Consider the following 23,057-nt stretch of genomic DNA (forward strand, 5'->3'; position numbering starts at 1 on the left):
TGAAGAGCATTAGTTCACAACAGGCACTTCATCACTGTAAAGAGGTTCACCCTGCATGATGCTGATTTCAACACGGCGGTTAAGTGCACGATTGGCATCAGTATCGTTCGGAGCGACTGGCTCTGTATCCGCCATCCCTCTAACGCGTAAGCGTTGATGTGAGAAACCTCTCACCTTTTCCATTTCTTGGGCAACAGACACCGCTCGCTGTGATGATAGATCCCAATTTGAGCGGTACAGCTCAGAGTCCAACCTTTGATTGTCAGTATGTCCTGAAATACGAACAATACCGGGAACATCTTTGACTAGTTCTGCGACTTGTCGTACCAAAGGCCTAAACTTAGGTTGTAGGAATGCGGAACCTTCTGGAAATGCCCCTTTCTCTCGGATACGAATCACAATTTGCTGACCAAGGTTCTCGACTTCAATTGCGCCTTGTTCAATCTCTCGTTCCAGCGCTTTCTTGATGCTTTCCATCAAGGTTTCCATCTCTTGAGATTTCGCTTCTGATTGCTGCTGTTGTTGCTGCATTTCAGCTTCTGAAGATTGATTCGTTTGTGTTGAGGTGTCTGGCGATTGACCACCTGTAAGTTTACCTTGGTCACGCTTAGTTCCACCCGCACGATCCGATTCCCCTTCGTGGAATTCTAGCGTCTGCTGTGTGATGTCCATGGTCTGTTGCATGATGACATCAATTGGCGTTGGCTCAGGGCGACCTGGTCTAAATTCTTGCGCGATAATACTGGTACCTTTGGGAATATCCTTCACCTCAAGTTGGTTCTGAACACCAAAGGCAAACTTCATCGAACCTGCGATCTGCTTGAACTTCAGAACATCCATTTCCGAGAACGAAAGTAGAAGTACGAAGAAACACATTAATAGTGACATCAGGTCAGCGAAGGTACCCATCCACAGCGGGAGACCGGGTGGCGGACAGTCACATTTTTGATCTTCATCCATCACAGCCCCCTAATTACTCGTCAATCTCAAGAACACGTTTACCTTCATTCAGGTAGTTCTTCAGATAACTATCGATGACTCGTGGGTTTTGACCATCTTGAATCGCCAACACTCCGTCCATAATTAGGCGGCGGTTTAATGTCTCTTGATCACGGCGCAGAGAAAGCTTGTCAGCAATTGGGAAGAAAACCATGTTTGATAACACCGCACCGTATAGGGTAGTCAAAAGTGCTACCGCCATCGCAGGGCCAATCGCTTTTGGGTCATCCATGTTCGAAAGCATGGCAACCAGACCAACTAGTGTACCAATCATACCCATCGCAGGAGCAACGTCACCAAACGCACGAAAAACACCAGTACCTTGAGTATGGCGCTCATCGGTTAATGCGATATCTTTCTGTAGTGCCGCCCTTACGACTTCTGCATCATGGCCATCAACCAACAAATCGATGCCTTTTTGCATAAAGCTGTTATCTATTTCCATTTCTTCGAGCGCTAGGAAACCACCTTTACGAGCTGCATCTGCCATTTCAACAATCTTGGCGATTAAATCTTCTGGCTCGTCCGCTTTAAACATGAAGGCTTTACCTGCAATTTTAGCCGCTCCAAAAAATTGCCCCAATGTGAACTTCATCAACACTACGAAAGCAGAACCGCCTACTACGATTAAGATTGAAGTGACGTCGACGAACATGCCGATACTGCCACCCAATACCATCGCCATGATTACGAAGGCAAATCCACCTATCAAACCTATTAGGGTTGCTAAATCCACAAAGCACTCCTCATGCTATCCAACTATGCCACTTGAGCAGATTATTACTTGTATCGACACTTAGAACAGTTTTTTTAGCGGAATCTTGGTTAACACATCACAAAATGATCGTTCATTCCCGATTTATATGATCAAGATTGTCTCATCAGAGTCTACTCAAGCCAATTTTGTGACAATTATATAAGGTTAAATTTGACCAAGTTAGTAGGCTAAGGTAACTTGCGTGCATTCATTAGAGGCTTGATTAAGGCAGATAAAAGATGGCGGTCAAGAAACCAGAAAACATGACCTTTGAAGCAACCATTGAAGAGCTAGATGGCTTGGTTGATCAACTAGAAAATGGCGATCTTGCCTTAGATGATGCCTTACGCAAATTTGAACGAGGCATTGCTCTGGCGCGTGCTGGCCAAACGAAGCTGAGTGACGCCGAACAACGCGTGAGCATTCTTCTTAGCGAAGACGATGAAGCACCACTAAGTGACTTCAACCCTGAGTCAGAATAATAATCAGTAGTGAGCAATGTGATGCAAGAGACATTGACGTCTTATCAACAACGAAATAATCAACAACTCAATCAATGGCTTGAGCAAATGCCTCACCAACAGCAGCCATTGATTCAAGCGATGAAGTACGGCTTACTCCTTGGTGGTAAACGTGTTCGTCCTTTCCTTGTTTATATCACAGGCCAAATGCTGGGCTGCCAACTACAAGACCTCGACACGCCTGCATCGGCAATTGAATGTATTCACGCCTACTCTCTTATCCATGATGATTTGCCAGCGATGGATGATGATGAACTGCGTCGCGGTCAGCCAACTTGTCATATAAAATTTGATGAAGCAACGGCAATTCTTACAGGTGACGCGCTGCAAACCTTAGCTTTTACTATCATTGCAGAAGGCCAGCTGAATCCAAATGCAGAAAGCCAGCGTATAAAAATGGTGCAATCTTTAGCTCAAGCATCCGGCGCAAATGGCATGTGTGTTGGCCAAGCGCTTGATCTTGGAGCAGAGAATCGTCAAGTCACACTCGCTGAGCTAGAAGAGATACACCGGAATAAAACTGGCGCTCTGATTAATTGTGCCGTCAAACTTGGTGCGCTAGCAGCAGGTGAAAAAGGTCTGGAAGTCTTGCCACACTTAGAGCGCTACTCTCAAGCTGTTGGTTTGGCGTTTCAAGTTCAAGACGATATTCTTGATATCATTAGTGATACAGAAACACTAGGGAAACCGCAAGGTTCAGACCAAGAGCTGAACAAAAGCACTTACCCGTCTCTACTGGGTTTAGAGGGAGCAATGGAGAAAGCTCACACTCTGTTACAGGAAGCACTTCAAGCATTAGAAGCAATCCCATACAATACTCAGTTACTCGAAGAGTTCGCCCGATATGTCATCGAGCGCAAGAACTAACACAATAAGCGCGCATTTATATGACTCTTGATATTTCAAAGTACCCAACACTGGCGTTAGCAAATACACCGGAAGAGCTACGACTCCTTCCGAAAGAAACATTGCCAGCTTTGTGCGATGAACTACGCACGTATCTGCTAAATTCAGTGAGTCAGTCTAGCGGACACCTAGCGTCTGGCTTAGGCACAGTAGAGCTAACCGTAGCTCTACATTATGTATACAACACACCTGTTGATCAGTTGATCTGGGACGTAGGCCACCAGGCTTACCCGCATAAGATCCTGACCGGCCGTCGTGACCAAATGCCTACCATCCGTCAAAAAGACGGACTACACCCGTTCCCATGGCGCGAAGAGAGCGAGTACGACACGCTATCTGTTGGCCATTCATCCACTTCTATCAGTGCCGGCCTAGGTATGGCTATCAGCGCTGAAAAAGAAGGAAAGGGCCGCAAAATTGTTAGCGTTATTGGTGATGGTGCAATCACGGCAGGCATGGCATTTGAAGCCATGAACCACGCTGGTGACGTTCACCCCGATATGCTGGTCATTCTGAACGATAACGAAATGTCTATTTCAGAAAACGTAGGCGCATTGAACAACCACCTTGCTAAAGTGCTTTCAGGCAGCTTGTACACCTCTATCCGAGAAGGTGGTAAGAAAGTGTTGTCTGGCGTTCCACCAATTAAAGAGTTGGTTCGTCGCACAGAAGAGCACCTAAAAGGCATGGTTGTTCCTGGCACGTTATTCGAAGAGCTAGGCTTTAACTACATCGGCCCTATTGATGGTCACGATGTAAATGAGCTAGTCAAAACATTGAAAAACATGCGTGAACTGAAAGGACCACAATTTCTGCACATCATGACCAAAAAAGGTAAAGGTTATGAACCTGCAGAAAAAGATCCTATCGGCTACCACGGTGTACCAAAGTTCGACCCATCACATAACAGTTTGCCGAAGAGCAGCGGCGGCAAGCCGACCTTCTCTAAGATCTTTGGTGATTTCCTATGTGATATGGCCGCGCAAGATCCTAAGCTAATGGCGATTACACCAGCGATGCGTGAAGGCTCTGGCATGGTTCGCTTTTCAAAAGAGTACCCAGAGCAATACTTTGACGTAGCAATCGCAGAGCAGCATGCCGTAACACTTGCAACGGGTATGGCAATTGCGGGTGATCATCCGATCGTGGCAATCTACTCGACCTTCCTACAGCGCGGTTATGATCAACTGATTCACGACGTTGCGATCATGGACTTACCAGTGATGTTCGCTATAGACCGTGCTGGTCTGGTTGGTGCAGATGGTCAAACTCACCAAGGTGCGTTCGACCTTAGCTTTATGCGTTGTATCCCGAATATGGTGATCATGGCGCCGAGTGACGAAAACGAATGTCGTCAAATGCTGTACACGGGTCATAAGCACACAGGCCCAAGTGCGGTTCGTTACCCACGCGGTAGCGGCATGGGCACAGACATTGAACAAGAATTTACTGCGCTTGAAATCGGTAAAGGTCGTGTGGTTCGTAAAGGCGAGAAAGTGGCAATTCTAAGCTTCGGCACCTTCCTAGGTAACGCGCTAGAAGCAGCTGAAAACCTAGACGCGACAGTAGCAGACATGCGCTTTGTTAAGCCACTTGATGAAACGTTGATTCGTCAGCTTGCTGCAGAGCACGATGTTCTGGTTACGCTAGAAGAAAATGCGATTGCAGGTGGTGCGGGTGCGGGTGTGATTGAGTTTATGATGCAAGATAAGATCATCAAGCCTGTACTCAACCTTGGCTTGCCAGATCGCTTCGTTCCTCAAGGCACACAAGACGAGCTACATGAAGAGCTTGGCTTAGATGCAAAAGGCATCGAGAAGTCGATCAACGATTACTTAGCCAAATAAGCGAACGTAAGACCCTACAACGAAGCCAAAAAGGGATGCCATGTGGCATCCCTTTTGTTTATCTGTCGATTCTAAACCTTAAGGATAGGTATTACATCCAACCTGCGTATTTCGCCACTAAAAACAGCGCGATACCCGCCATAATACCCGCCACGATATCATCAATCATGATACCTAAGCCGCCGTGAACACGTTTATCCAACCAACCGATTGGCCATGGTTTTACCATGTCAAAGAAGCGGAACAAGATAAAACCTGTCAGTAGCCACTTCCATTCCGTCACAGGAATATTCAGTGCTGGTACTAGGCTCATGGTGATCCAAAAGCCCGCAAACTCATCCCATACAATAGAACCATGGTCATGAACGCCCATGTCATCTGATGTCACTTGGCAAATCTTAATGCCAATCACACAAGAGAATAACACCGCAACCACATAAAGTGGGAAAGGCAGTTGTGCCAAAAGCAGAAACAGCGGAATTGAAGCAAGCGTGCCCATTGTGCCTGGCACTACAGGTGATAAACCGCTACCAAAACCTGTCGCCAAAAGATGCCACGGGTTCTTTAATGAAATCAGAGAGAGAGGGTTGGTCATTTCCTTAAACCTATACTGCGAGTTTGGTTTCAATCTTAGGCTAATGCCTAGCTCATATCATTTAAAGTGGTCAAAGCCAGTCAGATCCCAATCAAGAGGTTGATTGTCATCGTGCAGCTCAAACGTGCCTTTTGGTCGAATCTGACCTATGCAAGTGACTTTACAACCAGCATGAGACAATGCGCTTTGCAACGAGCCATTATTTTGCTCAGGCACAGTAAAGCACAATTCATACTCTTCACCACTTGATAAAGCATACTGCTGAGCGCTGACCTTATCATCTAAAAATTGAACCAACTCAGAAGAAATTGGTAATTGGGAGACATCTAAACTCACACCAACGTCGGAACGTTTGAGAATGTGTTTGATATCAGAAATTAAACCGTCGGAGATATCAATCGCGGCCGAAGCTAAACCGACCAATGCTTGCCCTGCTAATACACGAGGTGTACTAAGATAATGTGCTTTCTCAAGCTGCTGCGCTGCAATGCGTGAGCGTAATGAGCCATCCAAAATCACATCAAGCCCTGCTTTTGCATCACCAAGGTCCCCCGTCACATACACCCAGTCACCGACTTTCGCTCCGGAACGAGTCAACGCCCTGCCTTCTGGAACAAAACCTTGTACTGTCAGTGTCAAACTCAGTGGACCTTTTGTCGTATCACCACCAATTAGCTGAATACCAAAGTAATCCGCTAGCTCGAAAAATGCATCACAGAAAGGAGCAAGCCAAGCTTCATCCGGCTCAGGCATGGTTAACGCGAAGCTTACCCACGCAGGCGTTGCGCCCATTGCAGCGAGATCGCTAATATTCGATGCCAGCGCCTTATGTGCTACCCATGCAGGATTAGCATCCGCAAGGAAGTGGGTTCCAGCCACCAATGTATCGGTACTAATGGCAATTTGTACGTTATCTGGCGCTTTCACTAACGCACAGTCGTCACCCGCCGCTAGGTGTACGTCTTTGCGTTGGCTTTGACGCCCAACGAAGTACTTGTCGATCAGATTGAATTCACCAGACATTATTCACTTACTTTTTGATGTAAAAGCTATTGATACAAAAAAGGTCAGCATCTGCTGACCTTTTTATTGAAGAAATTGTTATTTCTTACGTACGTGCGGTGCCGCTTTATCTAGCACACCATTCACAAACTTGTGGCTGTCTTCTGCTGCGAATACTTTTGCAAGTTCAATCGCTTCGTTGATTACCACTTTGTAAGGAACATCTTCGCGACGAGTCATCTCGTACATAGCAAGGCGAAGAAGAGCAAGTTCCATCATGTCTAGGTCTTGCATTGGACGTGACACGTATGGACGGATTTTGCTATCTAGCTCAGAGTGGCTAAGTACAACACCGCTTAGTAGTTCACGGAAGTAAGCTACGTCTGTTTCAGGAGCAGCTAGTGCAGGCTCAGATGCGTGAAGTTCTTCTTCATCGTATTTGTCGCCGGACAAAAACTGTTCTTCGATCGTGGCAACATTGTCTTTAGTAATTTGCCATGAGTAGATCGCTTGTAGAGCGAATTGACGTGCGTTACGACGTGCGGCTGGTTTCACACTGGCCCCCATTAGGAATCAATTTCAGATAGTACGTTAATCATTTCAAGTGCGCTTAGTGCAGCCTCTGCACCTTTATTACCAGCCTTGGTCCCTGCGCGTTCAATCGCTTGATCGATAGTATCAACAGTCAGTACGCCAAATGCTACTGGAAGGCTGTATTCCAGAGAAACTTGTGCAAGACCCTTGTTACATTCACTACAAACATAGTCAAAGTGTGGTGTGCCACCACGAATTACTGTACCTAGTGATACGATAGCATCGTATTTACCAGTCTTAGCAACACGTTGAGCTACCAAAGGCAGTTCTACGGCACCAGGACAACGAACTACTGTAATGTTGTCTTCGCTTACTTGTCCGTGACGCTTTAGTGTATCGATCGCACCAGATAGTAGGCTTTCGTTAATAAAACTGTTGAAACGAGAAATAACGATAGCAATTTTTGCATTTGGCGCTGGGAAGCCACCCTCGATCACTTTCATAAGCTTTCCTTTAACTCTATTTTTAAGTGAAAATTGTTCATCAAGTGAGAATCGCCGGATTCTAGCACAATTTTGTGAGCAATATCTAATGGAAATTGGATACCAGTCACGAGTTCCTAGCCATAACGATGATAAGTACACGCAAGACTAGGAACTTGTCGGTCAGTTGTTATTCGCAGACGTACTCAACAACGTTCAGGCCAAAACCACCCAGTGCGTGGTACTTTTTGTTGGTCGAAGAAAGTAGGCGCATATCATGCACACCTAAGTCAGCAAGAATTTGCGAGCCAACACCAACACGACGAGACGTGCCTTGTTTCTTCGCAAGCGTCGGTGCTTCACCTTTATCTTGCGCTTCGAACATCTTAACGCGATGAATAAGCAGGTCCGTTGACTCTTCGTTGCCAAGAACAACCAGCACGCCACCCTCTTCACCGATACGCTTCATCGCTTTCTCAAGTGTCCAGCTGCGTTCTGCGTTACGGTCACTACGAAGCACATCAGTAAATACATCTTGTAGGTGCACACGAACTAATGGCGCTTCAGAACTAAGGTCACCTTTGCACATTGCATAGTGCACTTGGTTATCAATGGTGTCTTTGTACGTCACAAGCGTGAATTCACCGAACTCGGTTGGTAGTGCACACTCAGCAACGCGCTCAATGGTTGTTTCAGTGTGGTTGCGGTACTCAATAAGATCCGCAATGGTACCAAGTTTCAAACCGTGCTTTTCAGCAAACACTTCAAGATCTGGACGACGAGCCATCGTGCCATCGTCGTTTAAAATCTCAACAATAACTGACGCAGGTTCAAGACCAGCCAGGCGAGCCAAATCGCAACCAGCTTCAGTATGACCAGCGCGAGTTAGAACACCACCATCTTGTGCTGCAAGAGGGAAGATATGACCTGGTTGTACTAAGTCAGCCGCTTTCGCATTTGACGCCACTGCAGCTTGCACAGTGCGAGCACGGTCAGCAGCTGAAATACCAGTTGTTACACCTTCAGCGGCTTCAATAGAAACGGTAAAGTTGGTGGTGTATTGCGCGTTGTTGTCTTGCACCATTGGTGGCAGTCCAAGATTTTCACAACGTGTTTTTGTCATGGTTAGACAGATCAAGCCACGACCATGCGTAGCCATAAAGTTGATGGCTTCCGGCGTAATGTGCTCGGCAGCCATGATCAAATCACCTTCATTCTCGCGGTCTTCATCATCCATCAGGATGACCATTTTGCCCGCGCGGATGTCATCAATAATTTCTTGAGGCGTGCTGATAGGCATATTCTGTTTCCCGTTATTCAAAAATTCATTATTGCAGCAGCAATGCATTTAACGTTTCGTTTAGTTACGTCTACTGGCTTAGTCAGCAAAGCAGTTTGAAGCCAACCTTTATTAAGTCAATTAACCTGATAACGTTCTGTGATTATGGTCGGTTTCGCTTAGGCAAAACCATTCTGTTGTAAGAATTCCATCGTAATGCGTGATTCTTGCGACTCTTCTTTTTGACCTTGCAGTAAGCGTTCCATGTAGCGAGCCAATACGTCCACTTCTAGGTTCACTTTGCGTCCCACTTGGAACTGATCAATCGTGGTTTCTTCACTGGTATGAGGAACAATTGTCAATTTAAAGCCATTCTTACGTAGATCGTTTACAGTCAGACTAATGCCATCAACTGTGATAGAGCCTTTTTCTGCCACGTACTTACCGATCTCCGCAGGAATCTCGACCCAAAACTCAATGGCACGACCCACTTGGTTACGCTCGACAATCACACCCACGCCATCGACGTGACCAGACACAATGTGCCCACCAAAACGGGTGGTTGGCAGCATGGCTTTTTCTAGGTTCACTTTGTCACCGACTTGGTACGCGGCAAAACCAGTTTTGTTCAGCGTTTCCAAAGACAAGTCAGCGCTGTAGTAGTTGCTGCCAAAATCAACGACCGTCAAGCACACACCATTGGTCGCGATACTATCGCCTAACTTAACGTCAGACATATCCAACTTGCCTACTTCTACCGTTACGGTAATGTCTTCGCCTTTTGGCGTAATGGCAGTGAGTTTGCCAACTGCTTCTACAATTCCTGTAAACATAATGCTTCTTTCTAGCTTTGGTTGCGTTTGACGGTTGCGGTAATGCGGATATCCACCCCGACCATTCGAACGTCAGTAATAGTTAAATCGATAACTTGTGCCATCTCAGTTAAACCAAGTGCACCAATCAAACCTCGTCCATCACTGCCCATCAATTTAGGCGCGAGGTAAACAATTAGCTCATCTACAAGGTTAGCTTTGATTAACGAACTCGCGAGCGTTGCTCCTGCTTCTACCCACAAGTGATTGATATGATATTCGCTCGCCACAGCTTTTAATGTCGTGGCTAAGTCAATTTGGCCGTTTTCATCCAGTTCAGGTGCCATATCGCCACCTTGGCTGACAATAATACGCTCACCATCAGTATTGAATAGTTTTAGATCATCGTTAAGTTGAGACTGGCGATCCAAAATCACACGAGGTGGCTGACGGACTTCATCTTGTGAATATTGAGTTTGTACGCTGCACGGCAGGTCATCCCAACGTACGTTCAATGACGAATTGTCATCAATCACGGTTTTGCTGGTTGAGAGAATCCCACCACTTAATGCGCGATAACGCTGCACATCTTGGCGAGCCTTTGGGGAGGTGATCCATTGGCTTTGGCCATTATTAAGTGCACTTTGCCCATCGAGGCTGGCAGCCATCTTCAACTGAACATAAGGCATGCCCGTTTGCATGAACTTGATAAACCCTTTGTTCAGATCAATGGCTTCGCTTTCTAGCAAGCCGACTTGAACTTCTACCCCAGCATCACGCAGCATTTGAAAACCACGGCCTGCTACTTTTGGGTTTGGGTCTTCCATCGCACAGACAACACGAGCCACTTTGGCTTTGATTAACCCTTCAGCGCAAGGCGGTGTGCGACCATAATGAGAGCAAGGCTCCAACGTCACATAAGCCGTTGCACCTTCGGCTTTATCACCCGCCATACGCATTGCATGAACTTCAGCATGAGGTTCACCCGCTCGGTGATGATGACCTTCGCCAACTATCTCACCGTCACGGACAATAACGCAACCGACGTTGGGGTTAGGTGCTGTGGTGTAAATGCCGCGTTTCGCCAACTTGAGCGCACGCGACATCATTTCGAAATCTAGAGGGGTCAATTCTGAAGAGAGAGATTGTTGAGCCATGATTCAATCAGTCTTCTAGGCGAGCAATTTCTTCGCCGAATTCCCGGATATCTTCAAAGCTGCGGTAAACCGACGCGAAACGGATATAAGCGACTTTATCCAGCTCTTTCAATTGATCCATAACCAAATTACCAATCATTTCACTTGGTACTTCACGTTCGCCAGTAGCACGCAATTGTGACTTAATCATGCTGATAGCAAGCTCGATAGCGTCAGCGCTTACTGGGCGTTTTTCTAAAGCGCGTTGAATACCACCGACCATTTTATCTTCATCAAACGGTTCGCGGTTGCCGTTAGACTTAATTACTTTAGGCATCACCAACTCCGCAGTTTCAAACGTAGTAAAACGCTCGCTACATGCAAGACACTGGCGACGACGACGAACCTGATGGCCGTCAGCGACTAAGCGGGAATCAATTACTTTTGTATCGTTCTCGGAACAAAAAGGACAATGCATATCACCTCCAAATAGCGTGCGATTGGGGTCGTCCCAAAAGCAAGACTAGTGTAGCGGAATTGCTATGTTAGAGAAAACAAAAAGGGGCATTCCTGCCCCTTTTTCAATCAATATCAGACGGTTTCTGTTAACTACGTGCTAGGTAGTTTGCTTTACCAACCCATTTGTAGCTGGTTAGCTCTTCCAAACCCATTGGGCCACGTGCGTGCAGTTTCTGAGTGGATACCGCAACTTCTGCACCAAGACCAAACTGAGCACCGTCAGTAAAGCGCGTTGCTGCGTTTACGTAAACCGCTGCAGAGCCGACAGAATTGATGAACAATTCAGAGTTCACCAAGCTATTGGTCATGATCGCATCAGAGTGGCTCGCGTTATGAACGCGCATGTGGTCAATCGCTTCTTTCACGTCGGCAACCACTTTCACGCCAAGCGTGTAGCTTAGCCATTCCGTATCAAAATCACCTTCACCCGCATCACGAATTTGTTTCGCTTGTGTCATTAGCGCTTTTGCTTTTGGTTCTGCAACGAAGGTTACTTTGTCATTCATGCGCTCAACAATCATCGATAAGAATTGCTCTGCCACTTTTTCGTGGACTAGCAAAGTATCTAGCGAGTTACATGCAGATGGGCGTTGAACTTTCGAGTTTTCAACTACGTTCAGAGATTTCTCTAAATCCGCAGATTCATCAACGAAGATATGGCTGATACCAAAACCACCAATGATCACTGGAATGGTGCTGTTCTCTTTACACATTTTGTGCAGACCAGCCCCACCGCGCGGAATGATCATATCAACGTAATCATCAAGCTTAAGCAGTTGAGAAACCAACTCACGGTCTGGCTTTTCAATGTATTGTACAGAAGCTGCTGGCAAGTTCGCTTTCGCCAGGGCTGATTGGATAACTTTCACCAACTCCATGTTAGAGAAGAACGTCTCTTTACCACCACGTAGGATGCTTGCATTGCCTGTTTTTAGACACAGTGCTGCGATATCGATGGTTACGTTCGGACGCGCTTCGTAAATCACACCGACCACACCTAGTGGTACGCGACGACGAGACAGAGACATGCCGTTTTCTAGCACTTTGCTGTCAATTTCGCTGCCCACAGGATCGTTTAAGCTGATCACGTTACGAACGTCATTAGCAATGCCCGTCAAACGCTCTTCGTTAAGTAGAAGACGGTCTAGTAGCGCATCGGTTAGACCCGCTTCACGGCCGAGTTCTGTGTCTTTTGCATTTGCAGCCAAAATGGTTGCTGCATTTGCTTCTAGCTCATCAGCGATGATCGCTAGTGCTTGGTTTTTTTGTGCGGTTGACGCTGTCGCCAATTCGAAAGCTGCATCTTTGGCAGCTTTACCCATATTCGTTAAATCCACTTTGCTTCCCTCAATCTATTCTTGAATGACGACAAGATCATCGCGATGAATCACTTCTGAGCCGTAGTCATGACCCAAAATAGAGATGATGTCTTTACTGTGCTTACCGGCAATTTTCGCTAGGTCTTCACTTGAGTAGGCGCTAATACCACGAGCAACCAATTTACCCTGTGCGTTTGTCACACGTGCAACTTCACCACGAGCAAAATCACCACTGACTTTGACCACTCCTTTTGCAAGTAGGCTGCTGCCCTTACCCACAACGGCGTTCACTGCACCATCATCGATAATGATGTCACCCGATGCCGCAGGACCAGCTAAGATCCAACGTTTACGGTTTTCTAGTGCTTCTGAACAAGGTAAGAAACGTGTACCTTGTGGCTCCGAACTCAATGAATCGAAGATAACATTTGGCGCACTACCCGCAGCGATAATGACCTCAATACCTGCACGACGAGCAATATCTGCCGCTTGAAGTTTGGTTGCCATACCGCCTGTACCTAGCGTGGTGCCACTACCACCTGCAATTTTACGCAAAGTGTCATCAATCGTTTTCACTTCTTTGATCAGCTCAGCATTCGGATCTTTACGTGGGTCTGCGGTAAACAAGCCCTTTTGGTCAGTCAGGAGCAGTAATTTGTCTGCACCACACAAAATCCCCACCAAAGCAGACAAGTTATCGTTGTCACCAACCTTGATTTCGTTTGTCGCAACTGCGTCGTTTTCGTTCACGATCGGAATAATGTCGTTTACAACCAGAGCATTGATGGTGTCACGTGCGTTTAGGAAACGCTCACGATCATCCAAGTCAGCACGAGTTAACAACATCTGACCAATTTTGATGCCATAAATGCCAAACAAAGACTCCCATGTTTGAATCAAGCGGCTTTGACCAACGGCTGCAAGCAACTGTTTGCTCGCCATCGCGTTGGGCAGTGCGGGGTATCCAAGATGCTCACGGCCTGCTGCAATCGCACCAGACGAAACCATTACTACTGAATGGCCTTGTTTTTTAAGCTCAGCACATTGACGAGCCAGCTCTACCATATGAGCACGGTCTAACGCCAAAGTGCCGCCTGTCAGCACACTTGTACCCAGTTTCACAACGACGGTCTGTGGTTGTGAAACAACTGCATTCTGTTGATTCGTTGTCATGATGTCTTCTGAAATGAAAAACAAATAAAGAGTGGATGTTTTAGCAATCAAATGGGGATTTAACAAGCAGAAAAGGTGCGAAAACGCACCTTTTTGTCTTATCAGGGAAGAAAACAGCCAAATTAGGCGAAATCAAACGATTCGGTGTGATATTCCACTTCCAGTTTGAAATGCTCAGCTACTGTATCAATAAGCTTTTGATGGAAGGTACTTTGTGTCAAGTACACTTCTTCTACTACCTTATTTGGTAATGGTTCTGAGGTCCATTCCCCTTCTTTGTTGTATTTACCAATATGGTATTTTGCCGTAAAGCCACCTTCGATGGACTCCAAGTCCATCCACCAGCCCCAAAATTCACGTTTCTCAGGTGACTTTTTGTCATCTACACAGACAGATAGACAGTCAAAATAGTAGTGCCCTTCTTGTGATTGTGGTTCGCGCAGGTACGGACCTATCGCCTTCAACTTTGACATCAAGCGAAAGTGAGTCGGTCCTTGTGTCGTCTCTGACATAAGAATCTCCGTTTCCATAGTAAGGATATTTAGCTATCCAAGAATGATTATTATTTTTTAATTATCATGAGCTTATTTTTTGCTCACATATATCACTCTTAACTAAATTAGGAGATTTGTCATCTTAATAATTCGTCCTCCAACCACTTTATGGCTAAATCGAGGGATTGCTCATAACCTTTTGTAATTGTCTTGGAACTGATTTTCTTGGCTTGTCCGTACTGGCTAAACAGTGCTACCAACTGGTTATCACTGTGCGGTGAAACTGGGTCCCCTTCGAGACTCAATGCTAAAATTGGCACCTTCGTTTTACGGCTACTTAGGAAACCTTGTACCTTGAGTGACCATGCCATCATCTGTCCGGCCATGCTATTGATATCAACAGCACTCTTGCCAAGGCGAGACGCTAATAGGTCGAGGTACATCTTCGGCATTTGCTGCAACTTTTTAGGAGACGTAAACAGATCATGCACTGGTGCACCCAAAGCCACACAAGCTTTAATCTTTTCTTGCTCAACAAACGAAAGACGAATCATGGCATTACCGCCAAAGCGGAAACCAATCAATCCAACCTTGTGGTGATCAACCCAAGGCAGAGAATACAGTTCATTCAAAACCGCTTGATGAAGGCAACTGGAGTTTTCGGTCAGCGGCCAATGTGAACTATGACCGACTGACGGCATATCAATAGTCACCATCGCAATGTCTTTGGGAGCTAAGTGGTTTCTGAACAAACGCCACATATCCGTTTGCAAGCTGTCCAAACCAGCACTAACCATTACAACTGGTAATTGTTTATCTGTGCGAGGAAGATGCAGGTTCGCGATGATCTTGCGTTTTTGGTAAGGCACTTCGATCTGCTTGATCACGTATTTAGTTTTTTCTGAGCCTTCTGAATACGCTTTGTTCGCCAATACCTGTGCTTGAATGGCTAAGTTATCATTCTTTAAATGTGGGTAGCCTGCAATGCTAAAACACAATGAAGCCGTAAACAGCTCATCAGCCGCTTCCTCCCCCTTCATTTCATTCGCGCGACGTTGATGCTCCATGCCTAACTTAATCCACTCAAACGTCCAGTTACCACCGTGGTAACCCATGACCGTATCAAGCCATTTATCTTCGGTACGAGAATGATTCGATGACGCGATTTTAGAAAGTACCCCTTCCATTTCGATAGGAGATAAGCCCTGCCACGCCCACTGAATACGCCTCAAATGACGATACCAAGCACGATCTTCATGCTCTTCTCGCTCATCAAGAATCTTTTGACTGGTCGGCATGTATTGAGTAAGTGCAGAGGTTTCTTTCGCTTGTTTGTGTTTGACAAACAAAGTTTCGGAGAGGTTTTTACTGACGTCTTCTGACATAGGAAGAACTCTAGGCTGGTTGCAATAGCGTAATAATAATAAAAAAAATGCCCCTATAAAGGGGCATTTCTCAATATTCTTAGTGCAAACTTATTTTTGCTTGCGATTTACTGGCTCAGCAAACTGGATAGACATATCCCAAGGTTGCTCGATCCAAGTGTCTTGTGCGATGTCTACTACGTAGTCATCAAGTAGCTCTTTACCAGAAGGCTTAGCACATACAGCAATCAGTTTCGCTTTCGGGTACATTTCACGAAGTTTACGCGCTGTATCACCGCTATCTACTAGGTCTTCAATGATTAGGTAACCTTCACCGTCACCTTCTGGTGCTTTAAGCACTGTCATGTCACGTTGATGATCGTGGTCGTAGCTTGAGATACAAATTGTATCTACGTAGCGAATACCTAGCTCACGAGCCAAGATAGCACCAGGCACCAAGCCACCACGGCTTACCGCCCAAATACCTTTCCATTGCTCAGCTGGCATTTGTTTCTCAGCCAGTTCACGGCAGTAAGACTGCATCGCATCCCAAGTGATAATGAATTTTTTACTCATTGTAATAACCTAATAATTTCAAAATATGCATCCCCGTGACCTAGCTGATAGCGCTGAAATGGACTCATCAATCTAGATTTCCCACACCAGAGGAAATGGGGGTTTCAAGCTACGCAAACGATTATTCTACCGAAACCCATGATTAATACCAACGCTGATATCAAAATTCTCCGTCTATTACGCAGAAAAATCGAATTCAGTGAACACTGCAAAATAAAGAAGGGAATGAACTCGAGAAGAAATGCTCCATAAACAAGGAGAAATTCCCCTCCAGTAAAAGCCCACAAACAAAAAGCCAGTGTGAACGTATGCCCACACTGGCTTTTCTTTTAATCGTCAGAGTTAGCCTAGGATGTACTTCGCAATGAAGATAGCGGACATAACCCATACACTCATTGATACTTCACGTCCTTTACCACTGAACAGTTTGATCGCAGCGTAAGCAATGAAACCAAGCGTGATACCTTCAGCAATAGAGAAAGTCAAAGGCATTACCAAACACGTTACTACAACTGGAGCCGCTTCTGTTAGGTCACGCCAGTCGATGCCAACAAGGCCAGAAAGCATAAGGATTGCTACGTAGAATAGCGCACCAGACGTTGCGTAAGCTGGAATCATACCCGCTAGTGGCGAGAACAATAGAGCTAGAAGGAACAATACACCAACAACCACAGCCGTGAGACCTGTACGGCCACCAGCAGCCACACCAGAAACACTCTCGATGTATGAAGTCGTGTTTGATGTACCTAGTAGCGCACCCACTGACGTTGCAGTTGAGTCCGCAAGTAGCGCTTTGTTTAGGCGAGGAATGTTACCGTTTTCGTCCGTCAAACCTGCTTTTTGCGAAACGCCAACTAGCGTGCCTGCCGTATCAAACAAGTCAACGAATAGGAAAGCAAAGACAACTGAGATCATGCCCACTTCGAATAGACCAGAGAAGTCTAGCTGCATGAAGGTTGGTGCAATGCTTGGTGGAGTCGACATGATGCCGCCCCACTGAACGTCACCAAAGATAAGACCAAGAATCGTCACACCTAGGATAGCGATCATGACCGCACCTTTAACACCACGGTGAACCAATGCAATCGTCATGAAGAAACCAATCGCCGCAAGCACAGACGGTAGTGACGTGATGTTACCCATTGAAACTAGCGTTGCTGGGTTATCTACTACGATACCTGCATTTTTCAGCGCGATGAAAGCAAGGAAAAGACCGATACCCGCAGAGATACCAGTGCGGAGAGAAAGTGGAATAGAGTTAATGATCCATTCACGAATCTTGAAAATACTCAGTAAAATAAATAGCAAACCGGACACGAACACTGCTGCTAGCGCCACTTGCCAAGTGTACCCCATGCCCAACACAACTGAATATGTGAAGAACGCGTTTAGACCCATACCAGGGGCCTGAGCGATTGGGTAGTTTGCTACTAAGCCCATGATGAAACAGCCAATAGCCGCCGCAAGACACGTCGCAACAAAAACGGCACCACGATCCATACCGGTATCAGCAAGGATTGCTGGGTTTACAAAGATAATGTAAGCCATGGTTAGGAAGGTTGTAACACCTGCGATGATCTCAGTGCGCACATTGGTGCCATTTTCACTAAGTTTAAAGAGCCTTTCGAGCATGATCGAATCCTGTAAAGGTAAAAAGTAAACGGTTGCGTAATCGATTGGCTCGGATTATAAAGTTATCAAATAACAAATTCCAGATAGAATTTTCACTCTAATAGGATTTTTTTCTTCGGATATGAAACCTATTCGCTAACACCTCCAAGAGAGAAAAGCTTTAGGTCTTACGAAACAAGAACTAAGAAGCTCACGTTCAGTCAAATGCAATGAGTGCAAACTGAACAATGTTGTAAACTTTCAAACGCAAAATCATGGTTTCGGGCACTCAATACCCAAATAATTCGTCTGAAAACGAAACAAGTGAGATAAGCAATACCAGAATGGAAGCTTGGTGGCGATAAAATAGCCGAGGATAGGAAAAGCAGATAAAAAAACGCCACTCAATTTGAGTGGCGGTGAATCATGTCAGCACTATGCACTGAAAAAAAATTCCAATTTATAGGGGTGAACAAACTTGTTCGAGTCACATGCGTTGGCTTCAATTAGTAACCAAAGCTTGTTGGGTATACAAAGTTACCGGTGTAAACAGATTTGCTGTTCCAGAACATTGCACTTGGTAAACCTTTCATAAATATCACCTTCTAAATCAATTAATACTGTCAAATTTGGTTGATTTCTCGGTTCCTTGGAGGCGATAAAACGGACTCATCCTTTGAGCATTTCATTCTTCTCTCAGAAGCTGGTTACAAATATACCACCAAGAAATTTAATTACAAGCATAAAAGTGATTAAACTCACACTTTTCATTTAAATTGATCTCCATCAAACAAAAACTGTAAGTTAATTACAGTTTTGTGAATTAAAAATTTAAGATACTTACAATCAAATAAACCTTATTGCATAGGTGTATTTTGCTCTGTTCAGAATCTGTGACAGCTCATAGTGATTTCCTTTCTCCCTTGACTACTCGCCTCTCTCATCTGGTGGTATGCTTGGTGCCAATTCCAAAAGCCAAGACCAGTTAGCATTTATTGCTAAACACTCAATATATTTACGGTTTAAATTTGGCAAAGCACATCAAAAGGAGTCTTCCGTGTCTGAATTCCATTCTGAAATCAGTACCTTATCACCTGCTCCACTTTGGCAGTTTTTCGATAAGATTTGTTCAATTCCTCACCCTTCAAAGCATGAAGAAGCTCTAGCGCAATACATCGTAAGCTGGGCGACAGAGCAAGGTTTTGACGTACGCCGCGATCCAACTGGCAACGTGTTCATAAAAAAACCAGCAACGCCAGGCATGGAAAACAAAAAAGGCGTCGTTCTTCAAGCGCACATCGATATGGTGCCGCAAAAGAACGAAGACACTGACCACGACTTCACTAAAGATCCAATCCAACCATACATTGATGGTGAATGGGTAACAGCAAAAGGTACAACACTTGGCGCTGACAACGGTATCGGCATGGCATCTTGCCTTGCGGTTTTAGCCTCTACAGAAATCAAACACGGCCCTATCGAAGTGCTTCTGACAATTGATGAAGAAGCAGGCATGACTGGCGCATTTGGTCTTGAGCAAGGTTGGCTAGAAGGCGACATCCTTCTAAACACGGATTCAGAGCAAGAAGGCGAAGTTTACATGGGTTGTGCTGGCGGTATCGACGGCGCAATGACATTCGACATTACTCGTGATGCAATCCCAGCAGGTTTTGTGACTCGTCAGCTAACGCTGAAAGGCCTAAAAGGTGGTCACTCTGGTTGTGACATCCACACTGGCCGCGGCAACGCGAACAAGCTTGTAGGCCGTTTCCTAGCAGGTCACGCACAAGAGTTGGATCTTCGTCTTGTTGAGTTCCGTGGTGGTAGTCTACGTAATGCGATCCCTCGTGAAGCCTTCGTTACCGTTGCTCTACCAGCAGAGAATCAAGATAAGCTGGCAGAACTGTTCAACTACTACACTGAGTTACTAAAAACTGAGCTTGGTAAAGTTGAAACCGACATCGTGACTTTCAATGAAGAAGTGTCAACAGATGCACAAGTGTTTGCAATTGCAGACCAACAACGTTTCATCGCAGCATTGAACGCTTGTCCAAACGGCGTGATGCGCATGAGTGATGAAGTTGAAGGCGTAGTTGAGACGTCTCTTAACGTTGGCGTTATCACAACTGAAGAGAACAAAGTAACGGTTCTATGCCTAATTCGCTCACTGATCGATTCTGGTCGTAGTCAAGTTGAAGGTATGCTTGAGTCAGTCGCTGAACTTGCGAATGCGCAAATCGAATTCTCTGGTGCTTACCCAGGTTGGAAACCAGATGCGGATTCTGAAATCATGGCTATCTTCCGTGATATGTACGAAGGCATTTACGGTCACAAACCAAACATCATGGTTATTCACGCAGGTCTTGAATGTGGTCTGTTCAAAGAACCTTACCCGAACATGGATATGGTTTCTTTCGGTCCAACCATCAAGTTCCCTCACTCTCCAGATGAGAAAGTGAAGATTGATACCGTTCAACTGTTCTGGGATCAAATGGTCGCACTTCTGGAAGCGATTCCAGAAAAAGCGTAATCCAAGTCAGATACGAAAAAGGGTGCCGAGGCACCCTTTTTTATTGCGAGCTTTTTATTATCAGCGCTTCGCAAATTATGCACGAGTTTGCGCGTAGGCTGCTAGCTCATCCATAGAAGTCTTAGCAACCACTTCACCATCGATGTAGTAAGTAACGAAATCGCCTTCACGAACACCCATTAGCGTTGCTTTTTCACCATTGTTGTAAGTGATGTCCATTTGAACTGTGTTTTCGTCAAGCTGCTGCATTTGGCCTTGTTCGATAACACGGTTGTTTGTTAGAGGACCAATCGGCGCTGTCGTTAGAGACTTGTCTAGCTGGTGGTTTACGTCGATGTAAGTATCCATCTTGGTATCAAAGATGTGTGGTTTACCGTTTAGTGGGTTTTTACCAGTCCAGAACTCTAGTGAGTTGAACACGATGTAGTCAGCCGCAATAGCAACACCGTAAACTGGCGCCATTAGCATGTTTAGGCCACCACGAGCGTAACGGTTATCTACTGCTTTTAAGTTAAAGCCCATCACGTAACCCGTTACTGCGTTACTACCTACACAGCCAGAAAGAGAAACTGCAACAGCAGTTAGTGCGCCAATTTTAGCAATCGCCTTTTTCATCAAAACCTCTAGTTAAATGGTATTAGGTCAAAAATTCGGCGGGGATATTAGCGGATAAAAAGGCCCGGTAAAAGTCAGTTTTTTTCAAATAAATTTGATGTATTAAATTTAAAACAATGCCATTTATACCGTGAATATAATGACAAAAAGCAGCATCAAAACCAGTTCATTCGAAACAAAAACAACCTCAAAAGGAATACATTCAAAGTACATCTGGCGCTTTATTACTCACATCAACAAAATGTTTTTTTCGTCACATCAACAAGAATGATTAGTGTGATTTTGAACCAGTTGTTACATTGTTGATAACGTATTTGACAGAGATGGTTTATGGCCAGAAGTAAAAAAAGCAAAGTATTTGAGCTACTCGGGCATCAAGTACAACCAGGGCAGCGATTAGAAACTGAATTTGAAGCAGCGCAGCTTTACACGCACTCACCGCTTTCTATCCCTGTGGAAATTATCCACGGTAAGCAAGAAGGTCCTGTGCTCATGGTGAATGCCGCGATCCATGGTGATGAGCTTAATGGCGTAGAGATCGTTCGTCAGATGATCAACCAATTGGATCCTGCAAAGCTGAAAGGTACCGTGATTGCCGTGCCTATCGTGAACGTGTTCGGCTTTATCCATAAATCGCGCTACCTACCAGACCGCCGTGACCTAAACCGTTGCTTCCCAGGCAGTGAAAAAGGTGCATTAGCATCACGTATGGCGCATGGTTTCTTCAATAACATCGCCAAGCGTTGTGACTATATTTTGGATCTTCACACGGGTGCGATTCACCGTACTAACCTGCCACAGATCCGCGCGAACTTGAGCAATCCTGAGACACTGCGTATTGCAAAAGCATTTGCCACACCAGTGATCGTAGACTCAGCTCTACGTGACGGTTCTCTGCGTAGCGAAGCGGAGAAATGCGATATCCCAGTACTGACCTATGAAGCGGGTGAAGCTCTGCGCTTTGACCCACTTTCCATCAGCGCAGGTGTACTGGGCGTTCAACGTGTGATGCAAGCAATCGGTATGCTACGTGCGAGCCGTAAGAAACTACCTGAACCAATTATCGCAAAATCCACCAGCTGGGTTCGTGCATCCGGTAACGGTATTTTGCGTACTGTGGTTAACCTAGGAGACAAGGTAGAAGAAGGCGAAACGCTAGCATACATCAGCTCTCCTCTGGGTCACGATGAGCTTGAACTAGTCGCACCGAAAGGTGGTATCGTTATTGGCCAGCAAACACTGCCACTTGTGAATGAAGGCGATGCTATTTTCCATATCGCTTACTTCAAGCAAAACGATGAAGTGGTAGAGCAAGCGGTTGAAAGCTACATTGAAGAGCTGACTGAGTTTGATGTCGATCAAGTAACGACAGGGCAAATCCCGTTAGACACTCAACAGTAACCTCTTAATTTCCATTCAAATAAAAATGCCCCGAGATGAGCTCGGGGCATTTTTTAATTCAGATTTGATGGTACAAATCGACCATCTAGTAAGCTGAGATTACTCTTCGTCAGCTTCAACTTCGCGTGCTTTGCGAGCTTCTTCTTTGCGAACTTTTGCCGCTAGTTGCTCTGCTTCACGCTCTTGACGCTGTACAGCTTTACGCTCGTTACGAACCACTTGGTTTTGAACAAAACCTGCTAGTTCTTGCTCAGCCCAAGCTTGTGCTTTCTCTTCGCTGTCAAAGCCAGTTTCACGTTTTGATACTACAGTCTTACGAGATGTCACTTGACGAGTGATCTCTGCGCTCCAACCGTTACGTTTTTCAGTTACGCGGATAGCAAATTTTGGATTTTTAGACATTTCTTTCATTTCCTAAGGGATTAATCAGGGATTCGGTCAACTTGATAACTCCATCTAAGCTGAGCTGTTTAACACCATCCCTTGGTAAGCGCGGTATTAGAGCATAAAAGTTACCGAAACGCTGCAAGTTTTTTACAGTAGATAAGGCACGAACGAATTGGGGAGCTCTCACGATTCATTGTT

At 45.5% G+C, this 23,057-nt stretch carries 23 protein-coding genes; 5 read left to right on the plus strand and 18 right to left on the minus strand.

The window, feature by feature from the left end:
- Positions 1-9 precede the first annotated feature (9 nt).
- Complete coding sequence (locus KIV41_RS06195) at positions 10-960, minus strand: flagellar motor protein MotB (protein ID WP_010446364.1); 951 nt, start codon at positions 958-960, stop codon at positions 10-12.
- Positions 961-973: 13 nt separating this feature from the next.
- Positions 974-1,735 carry a flagellar motor protein PomA gene (gene pomA, locus KIV41_RS06200; protein ID WP_010446362.1) on the minus strand — a complete coding sequence of 254 codons (762 nt, stop codon included), beginning with the start codon at positions 1,733-1,735 and terminating at the stop codon, positions 974-976.
- Between the two features lie 260 nt (positions 1,736-1,995).
- Here pomA and xseB point away from each other — a divergent pair, with 260 nt between their 5' ends.
- From xseB to dxs, 3 genes are read left to right on the plus strand one after another with little or no spacing between them, the layout of a single operon-like run.
- Positions 1,996-2,238: an exodeoxyribonuclease VII small subunit gene (gene xseB, locus KIV41_RS06205; RefSeq protein ID WP_038886016.1), complete on the plus strand. Its 243-nt coding sequence runs from the start codon at positions 1,996-1,998 to the stop codon at positions 2,236-2,238.
- 21 nt (positions 2,239-2,259) lie between these two features.
- Positions 2,260-3,144 (plus strand): (2E,6E)-farnesyl diphosphate synthase, encoded by an 885-nt coding sequence (gene ispA / locus KIV41_RS06210; protein WP_045387357.1) that lies wholly within the window; start codon positions 2,260-2,262, stop codon positions 3,142-3,144.
- Positions 3,145-3,164: 20 nt separating this feature from the next.
- Positions 3,165-5,030, plus strand: coding sequence for a 1-deoxy-D-xylulose-5-phosphate synthase (dxs, locus tag KIV41_RS06215; RefSeq protein ID WP_038886015.1), 1,866 nt, complete (start codon positions 3,165-3,167; stop codon positions 5,028-5,030).
- A 91-nt stretch (positions 5,031-5,121) separates the two neighbouring features.
- On the opposite strand, the gene pgpA is transcribed toward dxs, so the two are convergent.
- The 14 genes from pgpA to KIV41_RS06285 form a co-directional block, all read right to left on the minus strand.
- A complete protein-coding gene (gene pgpA, locus KIV41_RS06220; RefSeq protein ID WP_010446353.1) occupies positions 5,122-5,625 on the minus strand; it encodes a phosphatidylglycerophosphatase A in 504 nt (167 codons plus the stop codon).
- A gap of 57 nt (positions 5,626-5,682) precedes the next feature.
- Positions 5,683-6,648, minus strand: coding sequence for a thiamine-phosphate kinase (gene thiL / locus KIV41_RS06225; RefSeq protein WP_010446352.1), 966 nt, complete (start codon positions 6,646-6,648; stop codon positions 5,683-5,685).
- Between the two features lie 78 nt (positions 6,649-6,726).
- Complete coding sequence (nusB, locus tag KIV41_RS06230; RefSeq protein WP_005440182.1) at positions 6,727-7,194, minus strand: transcription antitermination factor NusB; 468 nt, start codon at positions 7,192-7,194, stop codon at positions 6,727-6,729.
- Positions 7,194-7,664: a 6,7-dimethyl-8-ribityllumazine synthase gene (ribE, locus tag KIV41_RS06235; RefSeq protein WP_005440184.1), complete on the minus strand. Its 471-nt coding sequence runs from the start codon at positions 7,662-7,664 to the stop codon at positions 7,194-7,196. The genes nusB and ribE overlap by 1 nt, the downstream gene beginning before the upstream one ends.
- A 169-nt stretch (positions 7,665-7,833) precedes the next feature.
- Positions 7,834-8,943: a bifunctional 3,4-dihydroxy-2-butanone-4-phosphate synthase/GTP cyclohydrolase II gene (gene ribBA, locus KIV41_RS06240; protein ID WP_285335914.1), complete on the minus strand. Its 1,110-nt coding sequence runs from the start codon at positions 8,941-8,943 to the stop codon at positions 7,834-7,836.
- A 158-nt stretch (positions 8,944-9,101) separates the two neighbouring features.
- Entirely contained in the window at positions 9,102-9,755 is a 654-nt protein-coding gene (locus KIV41_RS06245; RefSeq protein ID WP_285335915.1) for a riboflavin synthase, read from the minus strand.
- Positions 9,756-9,766: 11 nt separating this feature from the next.
- Positions 9,767-10,891, minus strand: coding sequence for a bifunctional diaminohydroxyphosphoribosylaminopyrimidine deaminase/5-amino-6-(5-phosphoribosylamino)uracil reductase RibD (ribD, locus tag KIV41_RS06250; protein WP_285335916.1), 1,125 nt, complete (start codon positions 10,889-10,891; stop codon positions 9,767-9,769).
- A 7-nt stretch (positions 10,892-10,898) separates the two neighbouring features.
- On the minus strand, positions 10,899-11,348 hold the full coding sequence (gene nrdR / locus KIV41_RS06255) for a transcriptional regulator NrdR (protein ID WP_010446320.1): 450 nt from the start codon (positions 11,346-11,348) through the stop codon (positions 10,899-10,901).
- 127 nt (positions 11,349-11,475) lie between these two features.
- On the minus strand, positions 11,476-12,726 hold the full coding sequence (locus tag KIV41_RS06260) for a glutamate-5-semialdehyde dehydrogenase (protein ID WP_285335917.1): 1,251 nt from the start codon (positions 12,724-12,726) through the stop codon (positions 11,476-11,478).
- Between the two features lie 15 nt (positions 12,727-12,741).
- Entirely contained in the window at positions 12,742-13,881 is a 1,140-nt protein-coding gene (gene proB, locus KIV41_RS06265; RefSeq protein WP_045387337.1) for a glutamate 5-kinase, read from the minus strand.
- 122 nt (positions 13,882-14,003) lie between these two features.
- Positions 14,004-14,393, minus strand: a complete 390-nt coding sequence (gene crl / locus KIV41_RS06270; protein WP_005447601.1) for a sigma factor-binding protein Crl — start codon at positions 14,391-14,393, stop codon at positions 14,004-14,006.
- 119 nt (positions 14,394-14,512) lie between these two features.
- Positions 14,513-15,760 carry an esterase FrsA gene (frsA, locus tag KIV41_RS06275; RefSeq protein WP_045387333.1) on the minus strand — a complete coding sequence of 416 codons (1,248 nt, stop codon included), beginning with the start codon at positions 15,758-15,760 and terminating at the stop codon, positions 14,513-14,515.
- A 90-nt stretch (positions 15,761-15,850) separates the two neighbouring features.
- Complete coding sequence (tet(34), locus tag KIV41_RS06280; RefSeq protein WP_045387330.1) at positions 15,851-16,315, minus strand: oxytetracycline resistance phosphoribosyltransferase domain-containing protein Tet(34); 465 nt, start codon at positions 16,313-16,315, stop codon at positions 15,851-15,853.
- A gap of 342 nt (positions 16,316-16,657) precedes the next feature.
- On the minus strand, positions 16,658-17,947 hold the full coding sequence (locus KIV41_RS06285) for an NCS2 family permease (RefSeq protein ID WP_038886921.1): 1,290 nt from the start codon (positions 17,945-17,947) through the stop codon (positions 16,658-16,660).
- Positions 17,948-18,983: 1,036 nt separating this feature from the next.
- Between KIV41_RS06285 and KIV41_RS06290 the strand changes: the two genes are divergently transcribed.
- Positions 18,984-20,456, plus strand: a complete 1,473-nt coding sequence (locus KIV41_RS06290) for an aminoacyl-histidine dipeptidase (RefSeq protein ID WP_182027013.1) — start codon at positions 18,984-18,986, stop codon at positions 20,454-20,456.
- A gap of 75 nt (positions 20,457-20,531) precedes the next feature.
- Here KIV41_RS06290 and KIV41_RS06295 read toward each other — a convergent pair whose 3' ends face one another.
- Positions 20,532-21,071 carry a DUF3332 domain-containing protein gene (locus KIV41_RS06295; protein ID WP_010446291.1) on the minus strand — a complete coding sequence of 180 codons (540 nt, stop codon included), beginning with the start codon at positions 21,069-21,071 and terminating at the stop codon, positions 20,532-20,534.
- 330 nt (positions 21,072-21,401) lie between these two features.
- Here KIV41_RS06295 and KIV41_RS06300 point away from each other — a divergent pair, with 330 nt between their 5' ends.
- The gene (locus KIV41_RS06300; RefSeq protein ID WP_010446288.1) at positions 21,402-22,472 is read left to right on the plus strand and encodes a succinylglutamate desuccinylase/aspartoacylase family protein; all 1,071 of its coding nucleotides are present in this window, start codon (positions 21,402-21,404) and stop codon (positions 22,470-22,472) included.
- A gap of 99 nt (positions 22,473-22,571) precedes the next feature.
- On the opposite strand, the gene KIV41_RS06305 is transcribed toward KIV41_RS06300, so the two are convergent.
- Positions 22,572-22,874, minus strand: coding sequence for a DUF3622 domain-containing protein (locus tag KIV41_RS06305; RefSeq protein WP_010446286.1), 303 nt, complete (start codon positions 22,872-22,874; stop codon positions 22,572-22,574).
- Between the last annotated feature and the right edge of the window lie 183 nt (positions 22,875-23,057).

The sequence above is a fragment of the Vibrio sp. D401a genome (genome assembly GCF_030248515.1).
GTDB classification, from domain to species: Bacteria; Pseudomonadota; Gammaproteobacteria; order Enterobacterales; family Vibrionaceae; genus Vibrio; species Vibrio rotiferianus.

What these genes read in the sequence shown, in the direction of transcription:
- xseB (WP_038886016.1), top strand. Translation starts at nt 1,996, where the DNA reads ATGGCGGTCAAGAAACCAGAAAACATGACCTTTGAAGCAACCATTGAA.
- frsA (WP_045387333.1), bottom strand. Translation starts at nt 15,760, where the DNA reads ATGTCAGAAGACGTCAGTAAAAACCTCTCCGAAACTTTGTTTGTCAAA.
- thiL (WP_010446352.1), bottom strand. Translation starts at nt 6,648, where the DNA reads ATGTCTGGTGAATTCAATCTGATCGACAAGTACTTCGTTGGGCGTCAA.
- KIV41_RS06195 (WP_010446364.1), bottom strand. Translation starts at nt 960, where the DNA reads ATGGATGAAGATCAAAAATGTGACTGTCCGCCACCCGGTCTCCCGCTG.
- ribBA (WP_285335914.1), bottom strand. Translation starts at nt 8,943, where the DNA reads ATGCCTATCAGCACGCCTCAAGAAATTATTGATGACATCCGCGCGGGC.
- crl (WP_005447601.1), bottom strand. Translation starts at nt 14,393, where the DNA reads ATGTCAGAGACGACACAAGGACCGACTCACTTTCGCTTGATGTCAAAG.
- ribE (WP_005440184.1), bottom strand. Translation starts at nt 7,664, where the DNA reads ATGAAAGTGATCGAGGGTGGCTTCCCAGCGCCAAATGCAAAAATTGCT.
- nusB (WP_005440182.1), bottom strand. Translation starts at nt 7,194, where the DNA reads ATGGGGGCCAGTGTGAAACCAGCCGCACGTCGTAACGCACGTCAATTC.
- nrdR (WP_010446320.1), bottom strand. Translation starts at nt 11,348, where the DNA reads ATGCATTGTCCTTTTTGTTCCGAGAACGATACAAAAGTAATTGATTCC.
- KIV41_RS06305 (WP_010446286.1), bottom strand. Translation starts at nt 22,874, where the DNA reads ATGTCTAAAAATCCAAAATTTGCTATCCGCGTAACTGAAAAACGTAAC.
- KIV41_RS06295 (WP_010446291.1), bottom strand. Translation starts at nt 21,071, where the DNA reads ATGAAAAAGGCGATTGCTAAAATTGGCGCACTAACTGCTGTTGCAGTT.
- pgpA (WP_010446353.1), bottom strand. Translation starts at nt 5,625, where the DNA reads ATGACCAACCCTCTCTCTCTGATTTCATTAAAGAACCCGTGGCATCTT.
- dxs (WP_038886015.1), top strand. Translation starts at nt 3,165, where the DNA reads ATGACTCTTGATATTTCAAAGTACCCAACACTGGCGTTAGCAAATACA.
- KIV41_RS06285 (WP_038886921.1), bottom strand. Translation starts at nt 17,947, where the DNA reads ATGCTCGAAAGGCTCTTTAAACTTAGTGAAAATGGCACCAATGTGCGC.
- proB (WP_045387337.1), bottom strand. Translation starts at nt 13,881, where the DNA reads ATGACAACGAATCAACAGAATGCAGTTGTTTCACAACCACAGACCGTC.
- KIV41_RS06245 (WP_285335915.1), bottom strand. Translation starts at nt 9,755, where the DNA reads ATGTTTACAGGAATTGTAGAAGCAGTTGGCAAACTCACTGCCATTACG.
- KIV41_RS06300 (WP_010446288.1), top strand. Translation starts at nt 21,402, where the DNA reads ATGGCCAGAAGTAAAAAAAGCAAAGTATTTGAGCTACTCGGGCATCAA.
- ispA (WP_045387357.1), top strand. Translation starts at nt 2,260, where the DNA reads ATGCAAGAGACATTGACGTCTTATCAACAACGAAATAATCAACAACTC.
- ribD (WP_285335916.1), bottom strand. Translation starts at nt 10,891, where the DNA reads ATGGCTCAACAATCTCTCTCTTCAGAATTGACCCCTCTAGATTTCGAA.